General features: G+C 46.3%; 11 protein-coding genes. 3 read left to right on the top strand and 8 right to left on the bottom strand.

What is annotated here, in order from left to right:
• The 3 genes from A3EU_RS35550 to A3EU_RS0117350 form a co-directional block, all read right to left on the bottom strand.
• Positions 1-147, bottom strand: a 147-nt coding sequence (locus A3EU_RS35550) for a DUF4372 domain-containing protein (protein ID WP_020537459.1), incomplete at its 3' end; no start/stop codon positions are given.
• 127 nt (positions 148-274) lie between these two features.
• Entirely contained in the window at positions 275-622 is a 348-nt protein-coding gene (locus A3EU_RS0117345; RefSeq protein ID WP_020537460.1) for a hypothetical protein, read from the bottom strand.
• A gap of 181 nt (positions 623-803) precedes the next feature.
• Positions 804-1,673, bottom strand: a complete 870-nt coding sequence (locus A3EU_RS0117350; protein ID WP_020537461.1) for a hydroxypyruvate isomerase family protein — start codon at positions 1,671-1,673, stop codon at positions 804-806.
• 65 nt (positions 1,674-1,738) lie between these two features.
• On the opposite strand from A3EU_RS0117350, the gene lgt reads away from it, so the two are divergent.
• Entirely contained in the window at positions 1,739-2,551 is an 813-nt protein-coding gene (gene lgt, locus A3EU_RS0117355) for a prolipoprotein diacylglyceryl transferase (protein WP_020537462.1), read from the top strand.
• Between the two features lie 13 nt (positions 2,552-2,564).
• Here the strand turns inward: lgt and A3EU_RS0117360 are convergent, their stop codons facing one another.
• A complete protein-coding gene (locus A3EU_RS0117360; protein WP_044086163.1) occupies positions 2,565-4,247 on the bottom strand; it encodes an aryl-sulfate sulfotransferase in 1,683 nt (560 codons plus the stop codon).
• A gap of 184 nt (positions 4,248-4,431) precedes the next feature.
• On the opposite strand from A3EU_RS0117360, the gene A3EU_RS0117365 reads away from it, so the two are divergent.
• Positions 4,432-5,421, top strand: a complete 990-nt coding sequence (locus A3EU_RS0117365; RefSeq protein WP_020537464.1) for an N-acetylmuramidase domain-containing protein — start codon at positions 4,432-4,434, stop codon at positions 5,419-5,421.
• A 156-nt stretch (positions 5,422-5,577) separates the two neighbouring features.
• Here the strand turns inward: A3EU_RS0117365 and A3EU_RS0117370 are convergent, their stop codons facing one another.
• The 4 genes from A3EU_RS0117370 to A3EU_RS33035 all read right to left on the bottom strand — a co-directional run bounded on the left by A3EU_RS0117370 (position 5,578) and on the right by A3EU_RS33035 (position 15,478).
• On the bottom strand, positions 5,578-9,621 hold the full coding sequence (locus tag A3EU_RS0117370; RefSeq protein ID WP_020537465.1) for a caspase family protein: 4,044 nt from the start codon (positions 9,619-9,621) through the stop codon (positions 5,578-5,580).
• Positions 9,622-9,780: 159 nt separating this feature from the next.
• On the bottom strand, positions 9,781-11,040 hold the full coding sequence (locus A3EU_RS0117375) for a DEAD/DEAH box helicase (RefSeq protein WP_020537466.1): 1,260 nt from the start codon (positions 11,038-11,040) through the stop codon (positions 9,781-9,783).
• A gap of 74 nt (positions 11,041-11,114) precedes the next feature.
• Positions 11,115-13,427 carry a caspase family protein gene (locus tag A3EU_RS0117380; RefSeq protein WP_020537467.1) on the bottom strand — a complete coding sequence of 771 codons (2,313 nt, stop codon included), beginning with the start codon at positions 13,425-13,427 and terminating at the stop codon, positions 11,115-11,117.
• Positions 13,427-15,478 carry a sensor histidine kinase gene (locus A3EU_RS33035; RefSeq protein WP_020537468.1) on the bottom strand — a complete coding sequence of 684 codons (2,052 nt, stop codon included), beginning with the start codon at positions 15,476-15,478 and terminating at the stop codon, positions 13,427-13,429. Before A3EU_RS33035 ends, A3EU_RS0117380 begins: the two co-directional genes overlap by 1 nt.
• Before the next feature lie 520 nt (positions 15,479-15,998).
• Between A3EU_RS33035 and A3EU_RS0117400 the strand changes: the two genes are divergently transcribed.
• The gene (locus A3EU_RS0117400; RefSeq protein ID WP_020537471.1) at positions 15,999-19,220 is read left to right on the top strand and encodes a LamG domain-containing protein; all 3,222 of its coding nucleotides are present in this window, start codon (positions 15,999-16,001) and stop codon (positions 19,218-19,220) included.
• Positions 19,221-19,230: the final 10 nt, after the last annotated feature.

The raw sequence follows: 19,230 nt of genomic DNA on the forward strand, positions 1-19,230 counted from the left end.
CTGGCCAAAGCTCATACACAAAAACTGATGCCAGCAGGTGAAATTGCGAACTCGATAATTACCGCCGTACTTGTCAACATACTTGGTAAACTCTTTGTGATTGATCAAACTCATCAACTGCGCAAAGACATATTTACCTCGATTCATTAGCTACCCTCTTTTGGGCGCTAATTTGGCCTTCTTCGCAGGCGATTCAAATCGTTTCCGAAGAAAACCGTTGTAACTTATTGATAAACAGAAACCTTATGAAGGTTCCTTGTTTTTTAACCGGACACTACTGACTTTGAATATCTTTTCTCTGATCTAAATTTATACTCCAAAGGGCCGGGAAAGAGTTGGGGAAATACTCACCTACACCTTTGAAGAATATACCATTTACCTCTACATCAAGATCACTGGAATATGTCCCAATATCAACTCTTGGACTGAATATAACGGTCGACCTCTTACTAATAACGGGATTAAGAGGGTACATGATTTCATTGGCACTACTCGTCATTGGCTCGTCCTGCGTAAAGATTGGCTTTAAATAATTAACTCCAATAAAACCTATCACACCTACACAAATAGTTACTATCAATTTATTAACTAAATTGTTTTTATCGATTTCAATCTTGGTCATCGTCAATAAATTTTTATTACCTCAATCAATATGAAAAAAAATAATTAGACAACGTAATTATTAACTTTTCCTATTTGAGATGCAAAAAACGAGACTAGTTATATTTATAAACAAGAATTAGCAGCTTCTTGTCAAGAAGTTGGAATTTTTCGCTCTTCTTCTCCTTTTCCACCAACTCCTTCTACCCCAAACTACAAATCCCCAGCCCCTCTCTCAATGCTTCAATCTTACTATCATAAGAAGGAATAAACTCTTGCCCAATGAAGCCAGTATAGCCAGTGTTGTTGATGGCTTGGATAACGGCAGGGTAGTTGATTTCCTGGCTGGAATTGATCTCTCTACGGCCGGGCACGCCACCGGTGTGGTAGTGCGCAATGGCCGCGTTATGTTCCTGAATATTAGCTATGAGGTTGCCCTCCATGATTTGCATGTGGTAGATGTCGTAGAGCAGCCTGAAATTGGGAGAGCCAATCTTATTGACGAGGGCAACACCCCATTCGGTGTGGTCGGCCATGTAGTCTTTGTGGTCGACTTTACTGTTGAGGAGTTCCATGATGAGGGTTACGCCAGCGCGTTCGGCTTCGCGAACTAGTGGCTCCAGGCCCCGGGCGCAGTTTTCCAGGCCTTTAGCGTCTTTCATGCCGTTGCGGTTGCCGCTGAAACAGATGACGTTGGGGATGCCAGCATCGGCAGCTTTGCGAATCAAGGCCGGATAAGCTGCTTGAAGGGAGGCGTGATTCTTGCGATTATTAAAACCATTGGGGATGCTGGCGAAGCTATCGGTAGCCACGGCACAATTTAAGCCCTTGGCTTGTACAATGGCCCATTCTTCCGGGCGCAATAATTCTATACTTTTTAAACCTATGTCTACGCCTCGTTCAGCCAACTCTTCAAGAGGGATGTCCTGGTAGCACCAGCGGCAGGCAGAATGCTGAAAAAGCTGTTTTGAGGTGGATGGAATACTGCTATTTGTAGCTTGGATGGCATTGCCCAAACTTAGCGCCCCTGCGCTTAGGAGGCTGCGGCGGAGTAATTGTCGGCGGTTTATCATTCTTTAAAGATAAGGAAAGCTAGAATATTTTGCGACCTTTATGGTCCAATCAACCCAGGTGTGTTATGCAGTTTTTTCTTCTTGCTATTGAATGGAGTATTTCGCCAGAGATTGCCGAGTTGGGCCCATTGAGCCTACGCTGGTATGGTTTGTTATTTGCACTGGGCTTCCTTTTGGGGCTGTTTATTGTCCGCCGGATGTTCCTTGCGGAGAAGGCACCAGAGGAATGGTTGGATAAGTGTTTCATGTACATGGTGATCGGTACTGTGATTGGGGCACGCTTGGGGCACGTCTTTTTCTATGATTGGGACTATTACAGCCAGCACCTTGGCGAAATTCACCAGATATGGAAAGGTGGCCTTGCCAGTCATGGAGGTGCGATGGGTATTGTGATTGCCCTTTGGATTTTCTCTCGCCGGATCAGCAAGAAACCTTTGCTGTGGATTTTGGATAAAGTTGCAGTGCCTACAGCACTGGCCGGTTGCTTTATCCGTTTAGGGAACCTGATGAATTCTGAGATACTGGGCAAGCCTTCTGATGGCGACCTGGCCTTTGTTTTTACGCGCGTAGATGATGTGCCCAGGCACCCAGCGCAGTTGTACGAATCTATTACTTACCTTATCGCTTTTGTGATTCTTTATTACGTGTATTGGAATACCGATAAGCGGAAAAAGCCAGGCTATATTCTAGGCTTGTTTTTCGTGTTGGTATTTGGCAGCCGCTTTTATATCGAGAATTTCAAAGCCAGCCAAGGAGGTTTTGAAACCGTTTTTGGCAATGCGCTTAGTACCGGCCAATTGTTGAGTATTCCTTTTGTGCTGGTAGGTCTTTTTCTGATGTTTCGCCCTGAAGGGCAGAAGGTTGGGAAACGGGCTTGAGGGGGCGGTGGAATTAAAGCAATATGATCTTTTCGGTTAGCGCTCCGCTTGCTGTTATTACCTTCAAGTAGTAAATTCCGCGAGGATAATCAACGGTTTTTATAACCGTATTAAAATGATCATTTTGCTTCTTGAACCCTTTAATCATCTGGCCAGATGAGTTGTATAACTCTACACTGAAAACATGATTGTCATTAAAATCAATGGCAATGTTTAAGTGGTTGGTTGCTGGATTGGGGAATACCTTGAAAGATGCTATTTGAGCCTCTGAGTTTTCTACGATGGTACTGGTTTTTAAAGGGTGACTTCCCACCATGCCTATGCCATGGGGCACCCAAACTTGATAAACACTATCTGTAGTGGCAGTAATTGATGGCGTAGTTTCTCCGGTAGACCAAATATACTCGGCGTATCCTGCCGGAGCGCTAATAACGATAGAATCACCAGAAATATCATAGGTTAGCAATGGCCGAGGAAGATCAAATCCCAATGTGGTGGCCTGTATTCTATAGCTCATATAGGAGTCTTCAAAGTAAAGACTAGTGAGCAAATCTCCAGCTTGATTAACAAGACTAAAGGTAGGACTAGGGCGAAAAACATAGCCCCAGTTTATTAAGACTAGGCTATCACCTAGCCATTGTGCGTTTCCCATTGCAGAAGCGTAAATACTCTGATTTGCATCGTAAGACCATTCAAGGGTAGCGGTAGAATCTGAAAAATCGAGTGCATAAGCGGCGGCCCTGGAGTACTGTGTTGGTACTCTTAAATTGCCATTGTCATAAATACCAATATTTCCGTTGGATAAGCGATTTGCAGAATGTTGTGCACTAAAAGTATCGCCTGGATTGAGGATGTTAAAGGTACTCCGTTCTCCTCCTAATCTCCATAATATCTCGCCTGTTCTATTAAGTCTATCTACTTTGTACACAGTAGATGTATTACGAAGAGAGACCAATAAGTCACCATCATCATCGAGGGAAAATGAATTGCCATGTGCATAATCAAAATCACTTGAATAGTAACTCAAACCTTCGGAGAATTCCTCGGGGTGCACAAAATCAGTGCTGTGCCATTGCCAGATTAGATGGTGTTCTTCATCAAATTCCTGGATGCCATAACCTCGTACTGATGTATTTACCGATCCGGTAATGCCATTAAATGTGTATTGGCTAAGATTCATGATGGTGTCGTACAAGGTGCCGATGATCTTGTTTCCGTTTTCTAATAACAAAAAATCATGGGTGTCACCACGTTCATCACTAATTGCGGTTGTCAAAGTGTCGAGTAATTGAAGATCACTATCATAGGTTAAAAACACAGCTGCTACTTCGGGCTTATAGGTTATTGAGCTAAAGTTGTTTATTCCTTCATGGTATTTATAGTCGAAGGATGTTTCTTGTTGGTCTTTTCTGTACCAGGCGATATAGCCTAGCGAATCAAGAATAAACATGTTCGTTTTGGTTGCGGCATTGAGTTGATACGAATTGGCGCAATAATGCCCCCGGAATGAAAGCTCATTCAATTCGAACTGATAACTTGGGAAATCTGGTGGGGTTGGTCTGTTGTATTCCTGAGCACTCACATATTCAGTAAAAAGGGCAAGTAGTAGTAAATATTTATAGTGCATAGTGTTCATCAAAATAAGGGTCAAGAATAAATGCTGATACAATATATAGATTTTTGAATTTGCGTCCATGACTACGCTTTGCCACTTATCCTTGATTTATTGTCTGTTACCTTGTCATTATAGCTGGCAGGCATGAGGTTCTTTTATCCTGCGGCAACAAGGTGTAATTTGTAATCAATACCCTTAGGCGTTTTTTTACCGAAAAAACACTATCTTTTTACCTCGCTATTAAAGCATCTAAAATACCATAACCATGTTAAACCTAGTTAAAGACCCCAAAATTCAGCAAGTACTGAGTCCACCCAATGCTACACCACACTGGGAAAAAGACCTGGACCGTTTGGTAAAAGGCGATGTGACGCTTAATCGCCGGTCGGCGGGAGAAGATTCTATCCGTGCTTTTCAGCGATTACTGATCTTTCTTGGATATTCCACCTCTTCTTCAGGCTCCTTTTCGATTGATGGGGATTTTGGTCGCGGCACCAACCGGGCCTTGGCCCAGTTTGAGTTTGACAACAAGTTGGAGTCATCCATAATTTCACGGAAAACACTTACTTATGATTGCTCCTGGCAGACCGCCCGCAAGCTTATCAAGAGTATTCCTGATGTGAAATTAAACATCAAGACCCTTGAAAAAATGCTGGAGTTGGCCAAAGAGGCCATCGATACCAACACTGTCAATTGTGGCGATTTTGATGAAGCCATCTTCCAGCTTAACGCCCTCCACGATAAGAAAGGACTCACTTGCCGGGAAATTAATAAACGCTACGGCGCTGCTGCTGAAAAGGCGGCAAAGGAACTAAAAGCCGCCAACGGGCGCATCATCCTTCCTGAATGGATATTAGCAATTATCCGCCAAGAAACGGCCGGTGTAGTTCGCCCAAGATTTGAACAGCATTGGTTGTCAAAATTGGCAAAAAAACACCCTAATACAGACCTTGTTGAACTACGCTATCAATCCATGAGTTTTGGCCTGGGCCAGGTGATGGGCTTCAATTACAATCGGGTAGGGGCCTCTTCGGCCAAGGAGTTGTATACGTTGCCGTTAGACAAGCAGATTACGTCGATTGCCCGCTTTCTGACTTTGAGCTCACGCGTACGCCCGGCGGTGCAAAAGTTAGACCCAAGCGCAGATGACTTCAAAGCGGTAGCGCGATACTATAACGGTTCTGGCTATGCGGCTCATCATTACGATGAGAGTTTGGCAAGATGGTTCCGGGAGTTTAAGGTGCTGCGGGGATAAAATCCCAGAGGAGCCTCTTACAAAAACAAATGAGCCTCTACTTGGCCTGCCAGATAGGGGCTCATTTGTTTTGTGTGTGCAATACTAAATGTTTGTGCTGAAAATATGGCTTGGACTGTACCCTGCTGAAGCCCAAGCTACGCTATACTAAAGCCATTAGACTTGTTCTGACAACCATTGGGCATCATAAGTTTGGAGTATTTCAACTAACAATTCTTGGAATTTCTCTGCCGTTCCATCCATATGTCGCCTTATCCAGAAGCCCAGGGCAATATATTGACTGATAATATGTGGGCTGGTACTTTGAAATGAATTGTTGCGCTCCGCAAAGAAACTGTAAGGGCCTTCTGAGGTTGAATCTTCTTGCCAAAGCCGGTAACGCACTTCTTGCCACCGATTAACATCAAAGCCACTAGCGTTATAGTCGATAATAATCAAGCGGTATTTTGTGATGGTACGTTCTTTTTCGCTTGGGTGTTCCTCCCAGTACTGGGAAGCCCAATAATATACCCTGGCCAGGTCTTTTAGCTTGTGGTTGTAGAAGGCCTGCGCTAGCTTTTTCAACAACTTATTTTGCTTAAAAGAAATAGCCGTTTGGTGAAGCCAATCAATAAATTCCGGATTGTATTTGCCAAATTCATCCGATGAATCGAGATTGAATTCCTCACCATGCGGACCGCTAATAAAAATGGCTGCCGGCGCTAAAGATTGGAGTTTTTTCAAGCTCAGCAGCGGCTTGAAAGTATGATATAGCGCAGTGGTGAAATAAATAGGTTGACCAAGGTGCTCAATGTCGTATTTATCCGCTTTTTCCAAAATATCGACGACCTCTTTAGCTATTGCCTCCTTATTAGTCGCTACTTCTTTTCGATAGTCTTCCGGGGAGTCCCATATTTTATCTGTCGCTGCCAACCATTCCGGATCATAAGCCTGCAACATTTTTTCCAAGATGGCCCGAAAGTATTCCATCGTGCCATCCAAGGTTCGCCGTAGCCAAAACGCACAAGCGACCCACGCAACCGTCTCGTTTTTATCAAAGCCTCGCTCCTCAGGCATTTCAGGAGGTGTTGAAGCAGACACTACAAAGTTATAATAAAACCAAAAAGTACTCTTGTCTTCGTCACTAATATCCCCTGATTGAGCCAGATAAGCTTCTGCCATAGCAGGAAGGATGTAATCGTTTTTTGCGTGGTACTTATAAATGTTGTAAAAATTCCGAATCTGCACTTGTAAGAATTTCGTGTAAAACGGCATGGTCAATCGACGGAGAAAGGAGTCCTGGTGTGCAGGAATAGCGTATTTTGTCAACCAATCCAGAAAGGCCGGATTGTAATGGCCAAAATCAGCAATACTATTTTCAAAACCCGCTAGATGTGGCCCACTTGAAAAGACAGGTACAGGTGAAATGGACCGAATTTTATCCAGATCCATCAAGACTTTAATATTGTTATAGATATCTCTTACCCCTTTGAGATTTCCAAAATCTTTGTCATCCAGAAAAGAAGTGGCTCGCCAGGTAGCACCCATCATTTCATGGATAACTTGTTCTTTTTGCCGCTTGAGCTCAATGATACTCGCGATTCGTTTTTGCCAACTTTGTTGGATAAAAGACGCCTCCGCCTGGTTGAGGCCATGCTTGCCCTGTTCCAGTAAAACGGTTAGTACTTTATCTGAATTCCCCGAAAGGATAAGAGAGTTGAGGTCGGGGAAGGTTTGTTGGCTATGGCATTCGTGCCAAAACTCAAGAAAGGCTGCTTTGTCTTCCTCTGGTGTTTCTGCCAGCATCTCGTTGACAAAAACGTTGTCCTTGTCTTCCAGTAGGAAAAGAGAAGCATCAGCGACTTGCTTGATAAGTTGGAGTAATTTGGGATTACTGTCCCAGAGGCGGCTAAAGGTGGTATTTAGGTCTACCAAAGAACGTTCTTGTTCGTTCTGTTCTTTTTCGTAGCCCCTTGGGCTTGGTGCCGCCGCCCTGGCATTATCTGTTACGGCTTTCCATAGCTCTCGCTGTAAGCTCAGGTTTTCTTTTCCAAAATTGTTGATCCATTTTTTACCCATCGTCCAGGTGTTGATCAAGGAGTCATGGATGAGTTCTTCGTAGCGGATACCTGCTTCGCCGCCGGTAGAGATGAGATTGGCCGCGCGTAGCGCATCCAGTATTTCCTTGACGGCTTGGTTGTCATCCGCAAAGCGTAATTCATCGAACTGCTGGTCACGGTATACCCTACGGCGGGTGTATTCGCCATCGCTAAGGCTTACCATCCGCAGGAAAACATGGCGTAGGAGTTCTTGCTTAGGGTTAGGGGCTTGATCAGCGTCTTGATTTTCTTCTGCTGGCTTAGCGCCAAAACCATCATAAATGAGTTGCATCCGCCTGCTGAGGGCACCGCTCACGCCGCCCAGCTTATCACGGTAGGCGGTGCGTTTGAAAAGGCGCTCGCTAGAAGCCGTATGGGTTACCATCTCTTGCATGGTGTAAGACAGCAATGGTAGGGCACTAGGTAGGTAGTTGAGGTCTTCCAGAATAGCATCTGCCAAGTCGCCAGCTTCATCTTGTTGGAATTCGTAAGCAAACAAAGTCGCGGGATTCACCAATGCCGATCTTAGATCATCAAGCCCCAGCGTAGAGAGGCGATACAGCTTGAAATAATCATAGTAAGATTGCTGCTTACCCCAAAATTGCGCTCCAAATTCAGAAACCTCCAACTGCCATTCAAAATCAGAACGCATGGAGATGATTATTTGCAGATTGCCCGCAACGGCCGCTTCAAACAGTTCTTTGAGGTAAGTGTTGATGATGGCTTGCTCTTCAGTGGTGCAGGTCGTGAACAGTTCTTCAAACTGATCGAGATAAAGGACTTGTTTTTTGCCTGTGTTTAGATAAAAAAGGCGTTCACCAAAGAAGGACGACGACGGCATCTGGTCCATTGATTTCGGCGGTGCAAACCGGAAAGGCTTGGTCTCGTCGCTCATTACTTCTACCCATTTCTGGTCTTGGTACCGCTTCATTGACCAGGGGCGATCACCAGGTCGGAATTGAAAAATTTCGTAGCCTTCCTGCTGGTAAGTCGGTAGTAACCCTGCTTTGATCAAAGAAGATTTACCGCTACCTGATGGCCCTGAAAGGACTAATAGGGTGGGGCTTTTTGGCGACTCCTCTTCTTCTGTTTGGGCAGAAAGCCCCATGATAGCCCGCAAGTTCTCTACATCGCTGGTGCGGCCAAAGTAGTAGTCTGCATCTTCGAGGTCGTATTGTTCTAGCCCTTTGTAGGGGTTTTTACGCTTGCGCTCGTCCCACTTGGGGTCGTTCTCTGGATGGCGAGGGTCGCAGAAGATAAATTGGCCGCCATCGTGTTTACCCATTGGGAAAAGGTCGGGGTTTTGAGGCTTGAAGGCTGTTGCTTTGCGGGTGCGCCGTTCTACTTCATCGTGGAGGTAAATGAATAACTCATGAGTGGTCAGGATACCATCGCCGAGATTTTTACCCGCAGGTTTGAAATCGGGTCGGGCCTTGCCACTGAGGGCGGCGACCAGTGCCTCGGCAAAAGGAGAATTGGTAGCTGCGGCTTCTCCTCGTTCGCTGATCAAATCGGCGGCTTTTTCGGCGGGGCCAGCACTGGCTAATACCTGCCAAGCGCGTTTCTCCTGATAGCGATTGAATCGCTTTTTACTCATGGGCCGCAAGCCGACTCCCATACTTGCTCGAGTGCGGCTGATACGCCGGAAAGCACCTGCAAAACAGCAATCCATGATGGCCAAGGTATGGTGACAATCGAAGGCTTCCAGCTGTTCAAAAAGCCACTCCATCTTGATTAGTGTCTCATTTTTGGAGAGTTCTGCGATGGAGAAGCTGACGTCACTGGGCATCAGATAGCCAGCAGCGCCTGCGCCATCAATATCGCCTGCAAGACCGTGGCCAGCGTAATAAAACAAGAGACCGTCTTTGGATTTGATGGTACCTGCTTGTTTTAGCTCGGCAAGAAACTTTTCAATTTCTACTCGCGTCGGGTCGTAGCAGGTGTGTACATTTTCTTCGTCAAAGCCCTGGTAGTTGACTAGCGCTTCTTTGAGCGCGTTGGCATCGGCTTGTGGTGTCAGCAGGTGGGCACCGATATTTTCATAGCGGTTGATGGCAATTAGAATTGCGTGTGCCTTGAGGGCGCCGGGAAGTTTGGTGCGGGTTATTTTTTGAGTAGGCATGGTGGTGAATTAGGGGTTCTGTTAATGGTAGAAATCAGTGCATTCGGTGCGCACCTTCAGTATAGGCTAGTGTAACTTGGGCTTCAGCCCGAGTGTAATGACAACGCTCGGGCTGAAGCCCAAGCTACGGTTTACTACCAGTTTTAGGGCCAAAAGGCACTAATGCTTCTTCCCTTTCCGGCGCTTTGATTTACCTTTCTTGTTTAGCGCGAGTGCTTCCTCCGTCGCTTTCATGAGTTCTTTTATACCAAACTGGTCTTCTTCGGCCATCTTTAGCGTTTCGCGATAATCGGCCCGATCGAGGTCGAGAATCTTGATTTCGTAGCCGGTGTAGGAATGAATAGCGTGCAGCAATGCTTTCTCCCCAGGCGCGCAAAAGGAGTAGGCTATCCCCCTTTGTTTGGCCCGTCCGGTACGGCCAATACGATGCACATACTGATCTGCTTCGGTGGGTAAATCGTAATTGATAACGTGGGTGATATTGGAAATATCGATACCACGTGCGCTCACATCGGTTGCAATGAGTAAGCGTTCTTTGCCTGCTTTAAAGGCAGCGAGGGTAGTAATTCGTTCTGATTGTTCTACATCGCCATGCAAGATTAAGCTGGAAATACCTACTCGCTCCATGGCTTTTTGTACCCGCTCTGCACGTACTTTGGTACGAACAAAAACGAGCATTTTGCCTTCCGGTTGCTCTTTGAGGACGCGCTCTAGGAAAAAGCGTTTATCATCCATTTCTACGAAGAGCACGGAGTGATCTACATTTTTTGAAACGGGATCTTTGGGCGAAATTTGGATACGAATGGCCTGCTGGGTCAACGAATGGGCCAAGGATTTGATTTCATCGTCGATAGTAGCCGAGAAGAAGAGGGTTTGCCTGCGTTTAGGCAGCAGCCTGAGCACATCTTGCACATCCTTCAGAAAGCCCAAGCCCAGCATTTGGTCGGCTTCATCAACAATGAGCATTTCTACTCGTTCCAGGCGTAATACGCCCTGATGACTGAGGTCAAACATCCGCCCTGGAGTAGTGATCAATACATCTACACCTTTGGTGAGCGTGGCAATCTGCGGATCTTGTTCTACGCCGCCTAACAATCCATAAATCTTAACGCCGGTATTTTTTCCTAATTCCTGAAACACTTTGGTAATCTGTAGCGCCAACTCCCGAGTAGGGACCATGACCAGGCATTTGATACCATCTTTCCTACGTTGGCGTTCCTTGAAACTTTGTAGTTTTTGCAAAACGGGTATCGCAAAAGCCGCGGTCTTTCCTGTGCCTGTTTGGGCAACAGCCAATATATCTGCTCCTTTTAGAATGAGTGGGATAGCCTTATACTGGATATCCGTTGGGCGTCGGTATTCCAGCGCTTCGATATTCTGTTTTATCTCGGGAGAAAGGGGGTAGTCGGAAAATTTCATGGTACAAAGATAGATGCTTATAGAGAAATATTTTTACCCCCTCAGGGCTTTCGGCAAAACGCCGAAAGTACAGCTTACTGCCGAACAATCGTCAGCTTGAGTGTTCGTGCATCCCAACCATCGGTAGATCCAGCGCGTTTTAGACGGCCCATACTTTTGTCAGCATCCAGACCGGATTGTACCAGCAGTTCCTTGTCCAAGAGTTGTTTTTGGGTTACCAGAAGTTTCAATTGCAAAACACCTTTTGCTTCGGATCTCGCCATGGAGAAGGGCGTCAAGTCGAGAAGATCAGTGCCCGCTTGGTCCGTTTTTTTGTTCAGCTCTTTGTCGAGTACGAAGTCAATAGCGGCATTGCTTTTAAAATCGTAGAGATAATAAAAACGGTTTTCTTTGTTACTGTACAACCGTAAGCCAAAAAGAATAGTGTCGTCTTCTAACTCCAAACCCATTTCTTCTGCCTTGTCTGGCGTGATAAAGCTTTCGGTAGGTAGTTGCAGCTCTACCGGGAATTGATCGAATTTTTTCGAATTTTTATAAATTTCGGCCATATTTAAACCATCTCCTTCAAAAATATTCACCTTCCCCGTCGCGCTCCATTGGGCATAGTCCATGACAAATAACTCCACCTTAAAATCATCCTTTATTTTTGAGGCTTCATTTTTGAGGGCCAGTAGCCTGGTCCAGCGGGCAATTTTTCGGAGGTGCCCTTTTGTCATTTCCACAATGGTTTTCTCTGTTACCTCCGTGGTTATTGCGATGGGGTTGGAGGTCCAGGGGCGATCTTGGGTCAGGTCCCAAATTTGGTAACCTTTGGTATTAATAATGATGCGTGCACTGGCCTGCTGTTTTTCTGCTGCGTTTCCGGCGATGAGAATATTGTTTTTTGACAAATCCTGGTCTTGTTCGTGCATGATTTCCGACCACTGTTCCCGCAACATGGCGGTGGCATTGGTAGAGCCTTCTAAATGAACGTAGAAGGGGTCTCCCGGCAGCTGGAATATTTCCGCAATGTAAGGCTCCTTGGCGAGGTCGTCTTGCTTAGCGGAATCTGGTTTGATGGCCTCCAACTTGCCAGTAAGGTCTTCCAATAGTTCGAGCTCACTTTCCTGTACCCCAACCTTTTTGACGAGGGCAAAACCAAGAAATTCTCGTCCCTCCTTCTTGTACACTTTTATGATGATCTCCTGGGGAGCCCCTGCTGGCAGTGCTGAGAGATCAACCTTCGTCGGGAGGCCGTGAATGGCACCACAACGAATAAACCATTTATCATTGTTGGGTACGACTTCGTATTCCTGAGCATTCCCCAGCGTCCAGCCTTCCAGAAAGGCGGTGTGCGGATTGAAGCCAGCAATGGGCTCAAACTGCGGACTCTGTGCATTGCGCTTGGAGCGCGCCTGAGAACGGGTCTGTTTGAATAAGTCGGCATAGTTTAGCGTCCCTACTTCAGCTGCCGTAGCTGCCGTTGTGAGTACACTGATCAAGCTGCTGCTAAAGATGCCCCCAGCAGGTAGGTCGCCTGCTTTCTCCACATTGGAGCAAGCCGAGAGGAGTACGTGCCGTGATTGGGGAATACGCAATAGTCCACCGTTGGCAATTTGGTCGCTATAGTAATTATTGTAATAACTGTCCAGCGGGCGGACGCTCTGGCTAGTGACACCATCACCCCGCAGGAAATCAAAATGACGAGATTTAAACCCGGCGGGTTCCTGAAAATCGCGCGTGCCTGACCCGGAATGACAACAATCCAACGAGACAACGATATGAGGAATAGCACCCTCTTTGGTGGGTACGCTATGGTAGAGCGTATCAATCATGGCTGCCAGTTCTTTATCGGCCAGAAAGATGTCGCTTTGGATACCTTCGGGGTTGTAGCATACCAAGCTTTGGTCTTTGCCATTAGGTTCCAGGGAAGGCAAGGCGTTGCCGTTGGCGTCTACCGGTTTGGCAAACTCGGCAGCGGTAAACTGCTCGGTGCCGTGGCCACTAAAATGGAACCAGAAAGTATCATCCGCCGTACCACCGCCGTTGACGAGGTGGTTTTCAAAGGCACTGATGATATTCACATAGGTGGCCTTGGCGTTGGTCAGAATGCGAAGGTGTAGGCGGCCGTGTTGTTCGGTGAAATCTACAGATTCCTTGGCTTCGATCAGTTTCGCATCTTTCTGTTTGCCAAATTTTTCGCGCAGATAATTAGCCGTAAGGTTAACATCATTGATACAGCCTCCCAATTTGGTGACGGTACCCTGGTAGTCATTGATGCCTACCAGAAGGGCAAAAATACGCGGTTGTACGCCGTTTTTATCACGCAGGGTGGTCGGAAATGGTCTGGGGTTGCCGTCCTTTTCTTCTGGTACCTCCGTCGATGATTTCTTTTTTTCTTCAGCCATTATGGGTTTTGTTTAAGGGTGGAGTAATTGTTTTTCAGCAACTTTAAAGGCAGCCGGAGGGTGACCCGCGTGCCGGCAGCAACACCATTGTCATGGTACAAATCTTCTATTTGTAAAGCAGGGCCTTTTACTCGTCCCAGTGATTTTAAACGCTGTTGGGTAATATCCATACCCATTGATTTTTGTTGCTGCAAGACCGACGCTTCTTTTTGCTTGCGTGCAGCCTCGCGACCAATGCCATTGTCTTCGATGACAAATTTGAGGACCTTCTCTTCCTGCCTCACCCACAAGTTGATGTGTCCTCCTTCCGGTTTAGGTTTGATGCCATGGAGGATAGCATTTTCAAGGTAGGGTTGTAGGATCAATGCTGGCGTCGCAATGTCCTCGGTGGGGATATTGGGGTCGTACTCAATATTAAAGGTCAGCTTATCGCTGAAACGAAGTTGCTCAAGTGCTAAAAAATGCTTCAATGTTTTTAATTCCTGGGCCAGGCTAATGATGTTGTTGGCTGATCCGTTGAGGATTTGGCGAGTCAAGCGAGAAAAATGCACCAGGTATTTAGAGGCTTTTCTGGCTTCTCCTTTGTTCACCAGATGCTCAATGGCATTAAGGCTATTGGAAATAAAGTGGGGGTTGATCTGGGCGCGCAGGGCTGCCATCTCTGCTTTCAGTCGGTGGTTCTGGAGGCGTTGCAGAAAAATTACGAATAGCACACCCACGGTCAGCAATGCTGTCAGCCCAATCATCAACTGACGCTGTCGCTTGTTCGCTGCGCTGACTCGGAGGTCGCGTTGTTCGACCTGGTTGATACGCTGGTAGGCCGTTTTCGCGTAATTCGTGATGGTATAAACGACACCAGTGTAATTTTCATTGAGGAAAGGCCCAATGGCTTCGCCTAAAGCATCTTGATGCAGTCCATCACTGTAGCTGTACAGATAGGCCAGCTCTTCACTGATACTTTCCATTACCCTGATGCCGCCTTCTTCTTTAGCGCCGAGCATGGCTTTTTTGTAGTAAAAAATGGCAGAATCGGCGTGGCTTTCGTCAATGTCAATGGCCCAACTATCCTGAAAAACGTTACCCAGTAACTGATAGGTGCGATAGGCGTTATCGCTCGGCAAAGTCAGGCTTTTTTTCAATTGTTCGACGGCAATAGCAAAATCGGTAAGATGACCGGATTGGTTGAACTTGAGCCGATAGAGATACCCTCGCCGCTGGTAGGCGCGCACCAGGAGGTCTTGGTCCTTGTTAGCTTGCCCGTAAGTGAGGCAAAAATTAAGCAGGGAATCTGCCTGCTGGAATTGTTTCTTGGTGTCCATGTAAAAAGTTGCCCAGTCCAGCCACAGTCGGGTACGGTTTTCCCAGTTGTCCAGGTCTTGAAAGATGCGGTCGCTTTCCTCGTAATAGGCCTGCTCTGCTATGGAGTCGGTGCTGGAATAGGTGGTGGCGAGGTTGTGCAAAATCATGGCCTTGTTTTTTTGGGCGACTTCCTGCTCAAGCGATAATTGAGGGGTCAGTTCCAAGGCTCTGGTAAAATAGAAGCGGGCTGAATCCTGCTCTCCTTGACGATTGTACAGGTACCCCAGCAGGTTGCTCACATCCACTTCCCAGTAAGGATATTTATGCTTGGTCAGGAGGCGTTTGCTGATTTGAGCATCGACTAAGGCATCCTCCACATCTTCACCGTACTTAGCGCGTTTTCCTTTACTCCAAGCCAGCCTGTTGGCACTGATGCCACGTGGAATATTCCAATTGTTTTCGGTAGAAATATAATAGGCCAACTGGGCGTAGCGCAAAGTAGCATCCTCATCGTAGTTTTTTACCCATTCGGCAAAATGGAGAAGGCTATCCACTTGCTGACTGGGGTTTTCCATGGCCCTTACCCTGGTCAGTACGCTGCTGGTATCAGCGTAGGTGACTAACCCTTCCGCTGTTAGCTGGCGCAACAACTGAGGCTCAAAATCACTACCCTGGTATTGCCCACAGCTGTAGAGCAGTAGCAGCAATAGTACCCCTGGTAAGGGTTTTGATGAGAAAAGGGTGTTCAGCATACCGCCTTTGGTTTAGAAGCAAGCGGTAGATAATGCTCGCTCACTTCAATAATTAGGTCTAAAGTTACAGGAAGCCTAAGATAGTATAATCCTGCTTTAAGCGCTCGTCCGTTTTGCCTAACCCGAATAAAAACCTTGCCAATTCAGGAATAACCAAAGCCGCCCTCTCTTGATGGAATAATTGATTGTTCTTCTTGCTGGGTGAAATTTGTGACTGTGAAATGAAAGATATGTTGAATTTTATTCCTATTATTGAGTAGTTTTTACATAAAAACTGATCCAATTTTCTTTTTGTGCAGATGCCTGTACAAAAAGCTTCAAGTAAAAAAGTAGGTAACAGCGGGCCTTGTTCGGTAGCGCGTATTTCAAAGTTGTCTACTCGTTTTACGATCTCCCTTCAACACAGCGTTTCTAAGCTTCTGCATTTTCAGAAGGAACCATATTTTGAGTATTAGAGGACTTTTTTCTGGCGTTTGATGCAAATTCAAATATCCAAGGAGCACTTAAATGTAAACCCATTATGGCAAACCCACACCTTATCGCAACGGGAGTTGTTTACCTTTCCAATGCCACTGTACCTACTCCTTTCTTTATAGATACGGATGGCTTCAAGATAGCGAAAATGAATTTGGGCCCTAAAGATTTCTTTGCCCGAAATAGCCGTCAATCGAATCAGCTAAAAGGAAGCGGACATGTGATTTTTGCCAACCTTTTGGTATCTCCAAGCTCTGCTTCGTGTTCAGCTAACTTTGCTTTGAATCAGCAGGGCCTTACGCTCACCGTAGAGCATACGGGAACCATCGGTGAGTTTTCAAATGCACACTTTTCCGACTTGAAAGTAGTTTTCGAACAAGATGCTGATGGGCCATTAAAAGTATCGGAAGCAAATCTTAATATGACGCTGATGGAGTCAACGCTCCGATTAGAGGGCAAGCTCGATCGCAAAGGATTTCACTTTCAGTTAGTACAAAAACCACAGACGCTTGAACTGCCCCCGATAGGTACGGCTACCTTATCGAAGGTTGATGTAAATACGAATGTACAGCGTTGGGAAAAACTGATTTTGTTATATAACTTTTCGGAGTCACTGAAAGATATTGTATTCGACAATGCTACGGCTGCTCCACGCTTGCACCTGAATGTCGCCAATGTTTCTAGAATAGCCGGAGGTGGTATTAAGTTGATTAAGAAAAGTAAAGCCGTCTCCGTACCCTTCTTTCAGCGGATACCTGGAGAGATGCACGAAAGCAAGGCTTTCACCTTCGAATTATGGATTACCCCTACCGCCTCAGGTAGAAATAAATCAGGAACAATCCTGTCGATGGGCAATCCAAAAGGAAGGTCCAGCGAAAACTATTTAGATATTTCTCAGAATGGTGCGGGAAATATACTGGTTAACGGTACTTACACCACCACTATTGGTGCTTTTGAGGGCCCTTCGATTTTGACGGGAAACCTTTGTCATTTGGTATTCACACATGATGAAAGTGGCGCAGAGAAATTATATGTTAACGGTAGCTTGCTCGCTGCCAGATCAGTGAATGGTGAGGTGCAGCCCGGAGAAGAAGGGCTGCTGCTGACGCTTGGCAACGCTACCAAGGAGGACAACGCCTGGTTGGGAGAGTACCACGGTTTGGCTATCCACACTCGGGCGATGACCGAAGAAGAAATAGCCAGCATTGATCAGCCAAGCGTTGAAATTGAAGGAATGTTTAGCATTGCCAACGCTCCGGAACCCCTGGATATAATGCTTCCTGCCAAGCTGGAACTCCTCCAGCCTCAACCGCGTATCTCAATAGATATTGATGATCGGGAATTTGCGATTCGCCCCGAATTAAAAATAGGAAACATACATCTGCAATGGCGAGGATTCGGTAATAATCAATGGCAACTAGCCGGGGAGGCTGTAGCATCGTTTTGGGAAAGCAAGGTGCCAATGTTGGTTGGCCAGGGCCGTGGAAGTACCACTAAGTTTGCCACAGTAAGTAACGATCCCCGCCTGGAATTAATCCAAAAGGAAAGTCCTGTAGAGATACAATTGGACAAACTTGGGGCCGTTGAGTTTACCCAGATTACCTTAAAGGTTTCACGAAGGAGTGAATCAAAATGGGAGTTGCGATCTACCGGCGACCAAGAATTTGTCATCTTACCTGCCATTCGCTTCCGTGCTTTTGATTTGTTCGCCGATATGCTGGTGGAAACGCCTCAATTGAGTCTTACAACAGCGCATTTGGTTTTATCCGGAAAATGGTTGGAGGAAACAACCGCGCTGCATGCTTCCCGAACGACTGGTGACTTCCGCATGCTGGCAGAAATATCGTTTCCGATGATTTTCGATCTGGTCATCCCCACAATCCTTGATCCGCAAACAGGTGAGGTGCTTAATGATGGCGCCCAACTAAACCAGCAATTATTAAACGTTGATTTGGGCCTGGAGGTGAGTCAAAATGGTTTAATGACCAAAGTAAACAGCAACTTCAGCTGGATTGACCAAGAAGCAGTACAACAACAAACGGAGATTCCAGAATTCACCCTCTTCACCCCTCCTCCGAACAAGAATTCGATCCTGGGGTACATAAATAACAACATTCAGTCGAGCATCCACGAGCTGTTCAGCGAAACGGGTAAACAAGCCGCAGAATACTATCTGGCAATAGGTACAGATCAACCCAGGATTTACCTAAACAGTAAGGATAGTGAACCAGAAACCATGGAGACCATCACTCCTATGATTCTCCCCGTTGCTGCTGATATTGGTGGTGCCAGTAGCATATTCTGGCTCAATCAAACCGCTGATGAATGTAAGTTGATCATCAATATTAAAAACAAATCCGCGCTTGAAATTGATGAAGCTTATCTTGCTTTTATCAACGACTTAGCGAATCAGGAAGACGTCAGTGTGGCTGGTATTCAGCTTGTCCAACGCCGAATTGCCGAACGCCTGCCACTATCCTATGATCGACTTCTGGCCTATTATTACGGCTGGAATAAAGCCAAAGGGTACATCGATCTTCACTCGGGTATGCGCCTGCGTATTGATTTCCAAAATTACCAGTTTGTTCAAGCATCTGACCAATCGGCAGAGCGCGGTTTTACGGGCAGCGGCAGCACCTTTGTAGAGCTGGGGACTTATACCCGAAAGCTGAACGATGGCAGCTACGAGCAATGTCTGGGTTTTGATCCGTTCCTGTCTCAATTAGAAACAGAAGGGTCGGTTGATATTGCCAGCAGAGGAGCTGGTGGTATTTTTGATCTATTGAAGACGGAAAACAGGAAAGCGATTTATCGCTTGTTTTTACCCCTAAACCCATCTACGGGCCTGGGCTCCGAACGTGTCGCGACTATTATCGGAACGGATAGCATAGCAGACATGATCCAGGTCACGGATAAATTCGATGCCGACGCCAATATTCTGCCCGACACAGGGGCCAGCTTCTTCTTCCGGGGCAAGGCAGTGATAACCCCGGAGATACAGGTCTTTGTTCGTGACCAAGCCATCCGGGTACCTGTAGGTACGACCGTTCGGCAATTGATTCAACGCTTCGACGACATTCCCCAGGCAGGAATTGGGACCCAGGATTTGTCAAATTTCCTAAAAATTGGCAAACCGCTGCGCTTGGTTCACGAGGGAGTAAACAGCACGCCAGCCTACCGTTTTGTCAATATACAAAACGCCCAAGCTGTCAATCAAATGGATGCATTGGACCTCCCACTGGTCAAGGGTGATCGCTTTTATTTCTAATAATTCAAGT

This window comes from Lewinella cohaerens DSM 23179 (assembly GCF_000379805.1).
Classification (GTDB): Bacteria; Bacteroidota; Bacteroidia; order Chitinophagales; family Saprospiraceae; genus Lewinella; species Lewinella cohaerens.

What these genes read in the sequence shown, in the direction of transcription:
- A3EU_RS0117345 (WP_020537460.1), bottom strand. Translation starts at nt 622, where the DNA reads ATGACCAAGATTGAAATCGATAAAAACAATTTAGTTAATAAATTGATA.
- A3EU_RS0117350 (WP_020537461.1), bottom strand. Translation starts at nt 1,673, where the DNA reads ATGATAAACCGCCGACAATTACTCCGCCGCAGCCTCCTAAGCGCAGGG.
- lgt (WP_020537462.1), top strand. Translation starts at nt 1,739, where the DNA reads ATGCAGTTTTTTCTTCTTGCTATTGAATGGAGTATTTCGCCAGAGATT.
- A3EU_RS0117360 (WP_044086163.1), bottom strand. Translation starts at nt 4,247, where the DNA reads ATGGACGCAAATTCAAAAATCTATATATTGTATCAGCATTTATTCTTG.
- A3EU_RS0117365 (WP_020537464.1), top strand. Translation starts at nt 4,432, where the DNA reads ATGTTAAACCTAGTTAAAGACCCCAAAATTCAGCAAGTACTGAGTCCA.
- A3EU_RS0117370 (WP_020537465.1), bottom strand. Translation starts at nt 9,621, where the DNA reads ATGCCTACTCAAAAAATAACCCGCACCAAACTTCCCGGCGCCCTCAAG.
- A3EU_RS0117375 (WP_020537466.1), bottom strand. Translation starts at nt 11,040, where the DNA reads ATGAAATTTTCCGACTACCCCCTTTCTCCCGAGATAAAACAGAATATC.
- A3EU_RS0117380 (WP_020537467.1), bottom strand. Translation starts at nt 13,427, where the DNA reads ATGGCTGAAGAAAAAAAGAAATCATCGACGGAGGTACCAGAAGAAAAG.
- A3EU_RS33035 (WP_020537468.1), bottom strand. Translation starts at nt 15,478, where the DNA reads ATGCTGAACACCCTTTTCTCATCAAAACCCTTACCAGGGGTACTATTG.
- A3EU_RS0117400 (WP_020537471.1), top strand. Translation starts at nt 15,999, where the DNA reads ATGGCAAACCCACACCTTATCGCAACGGGAGTTGTTTACCTTTCCAAT.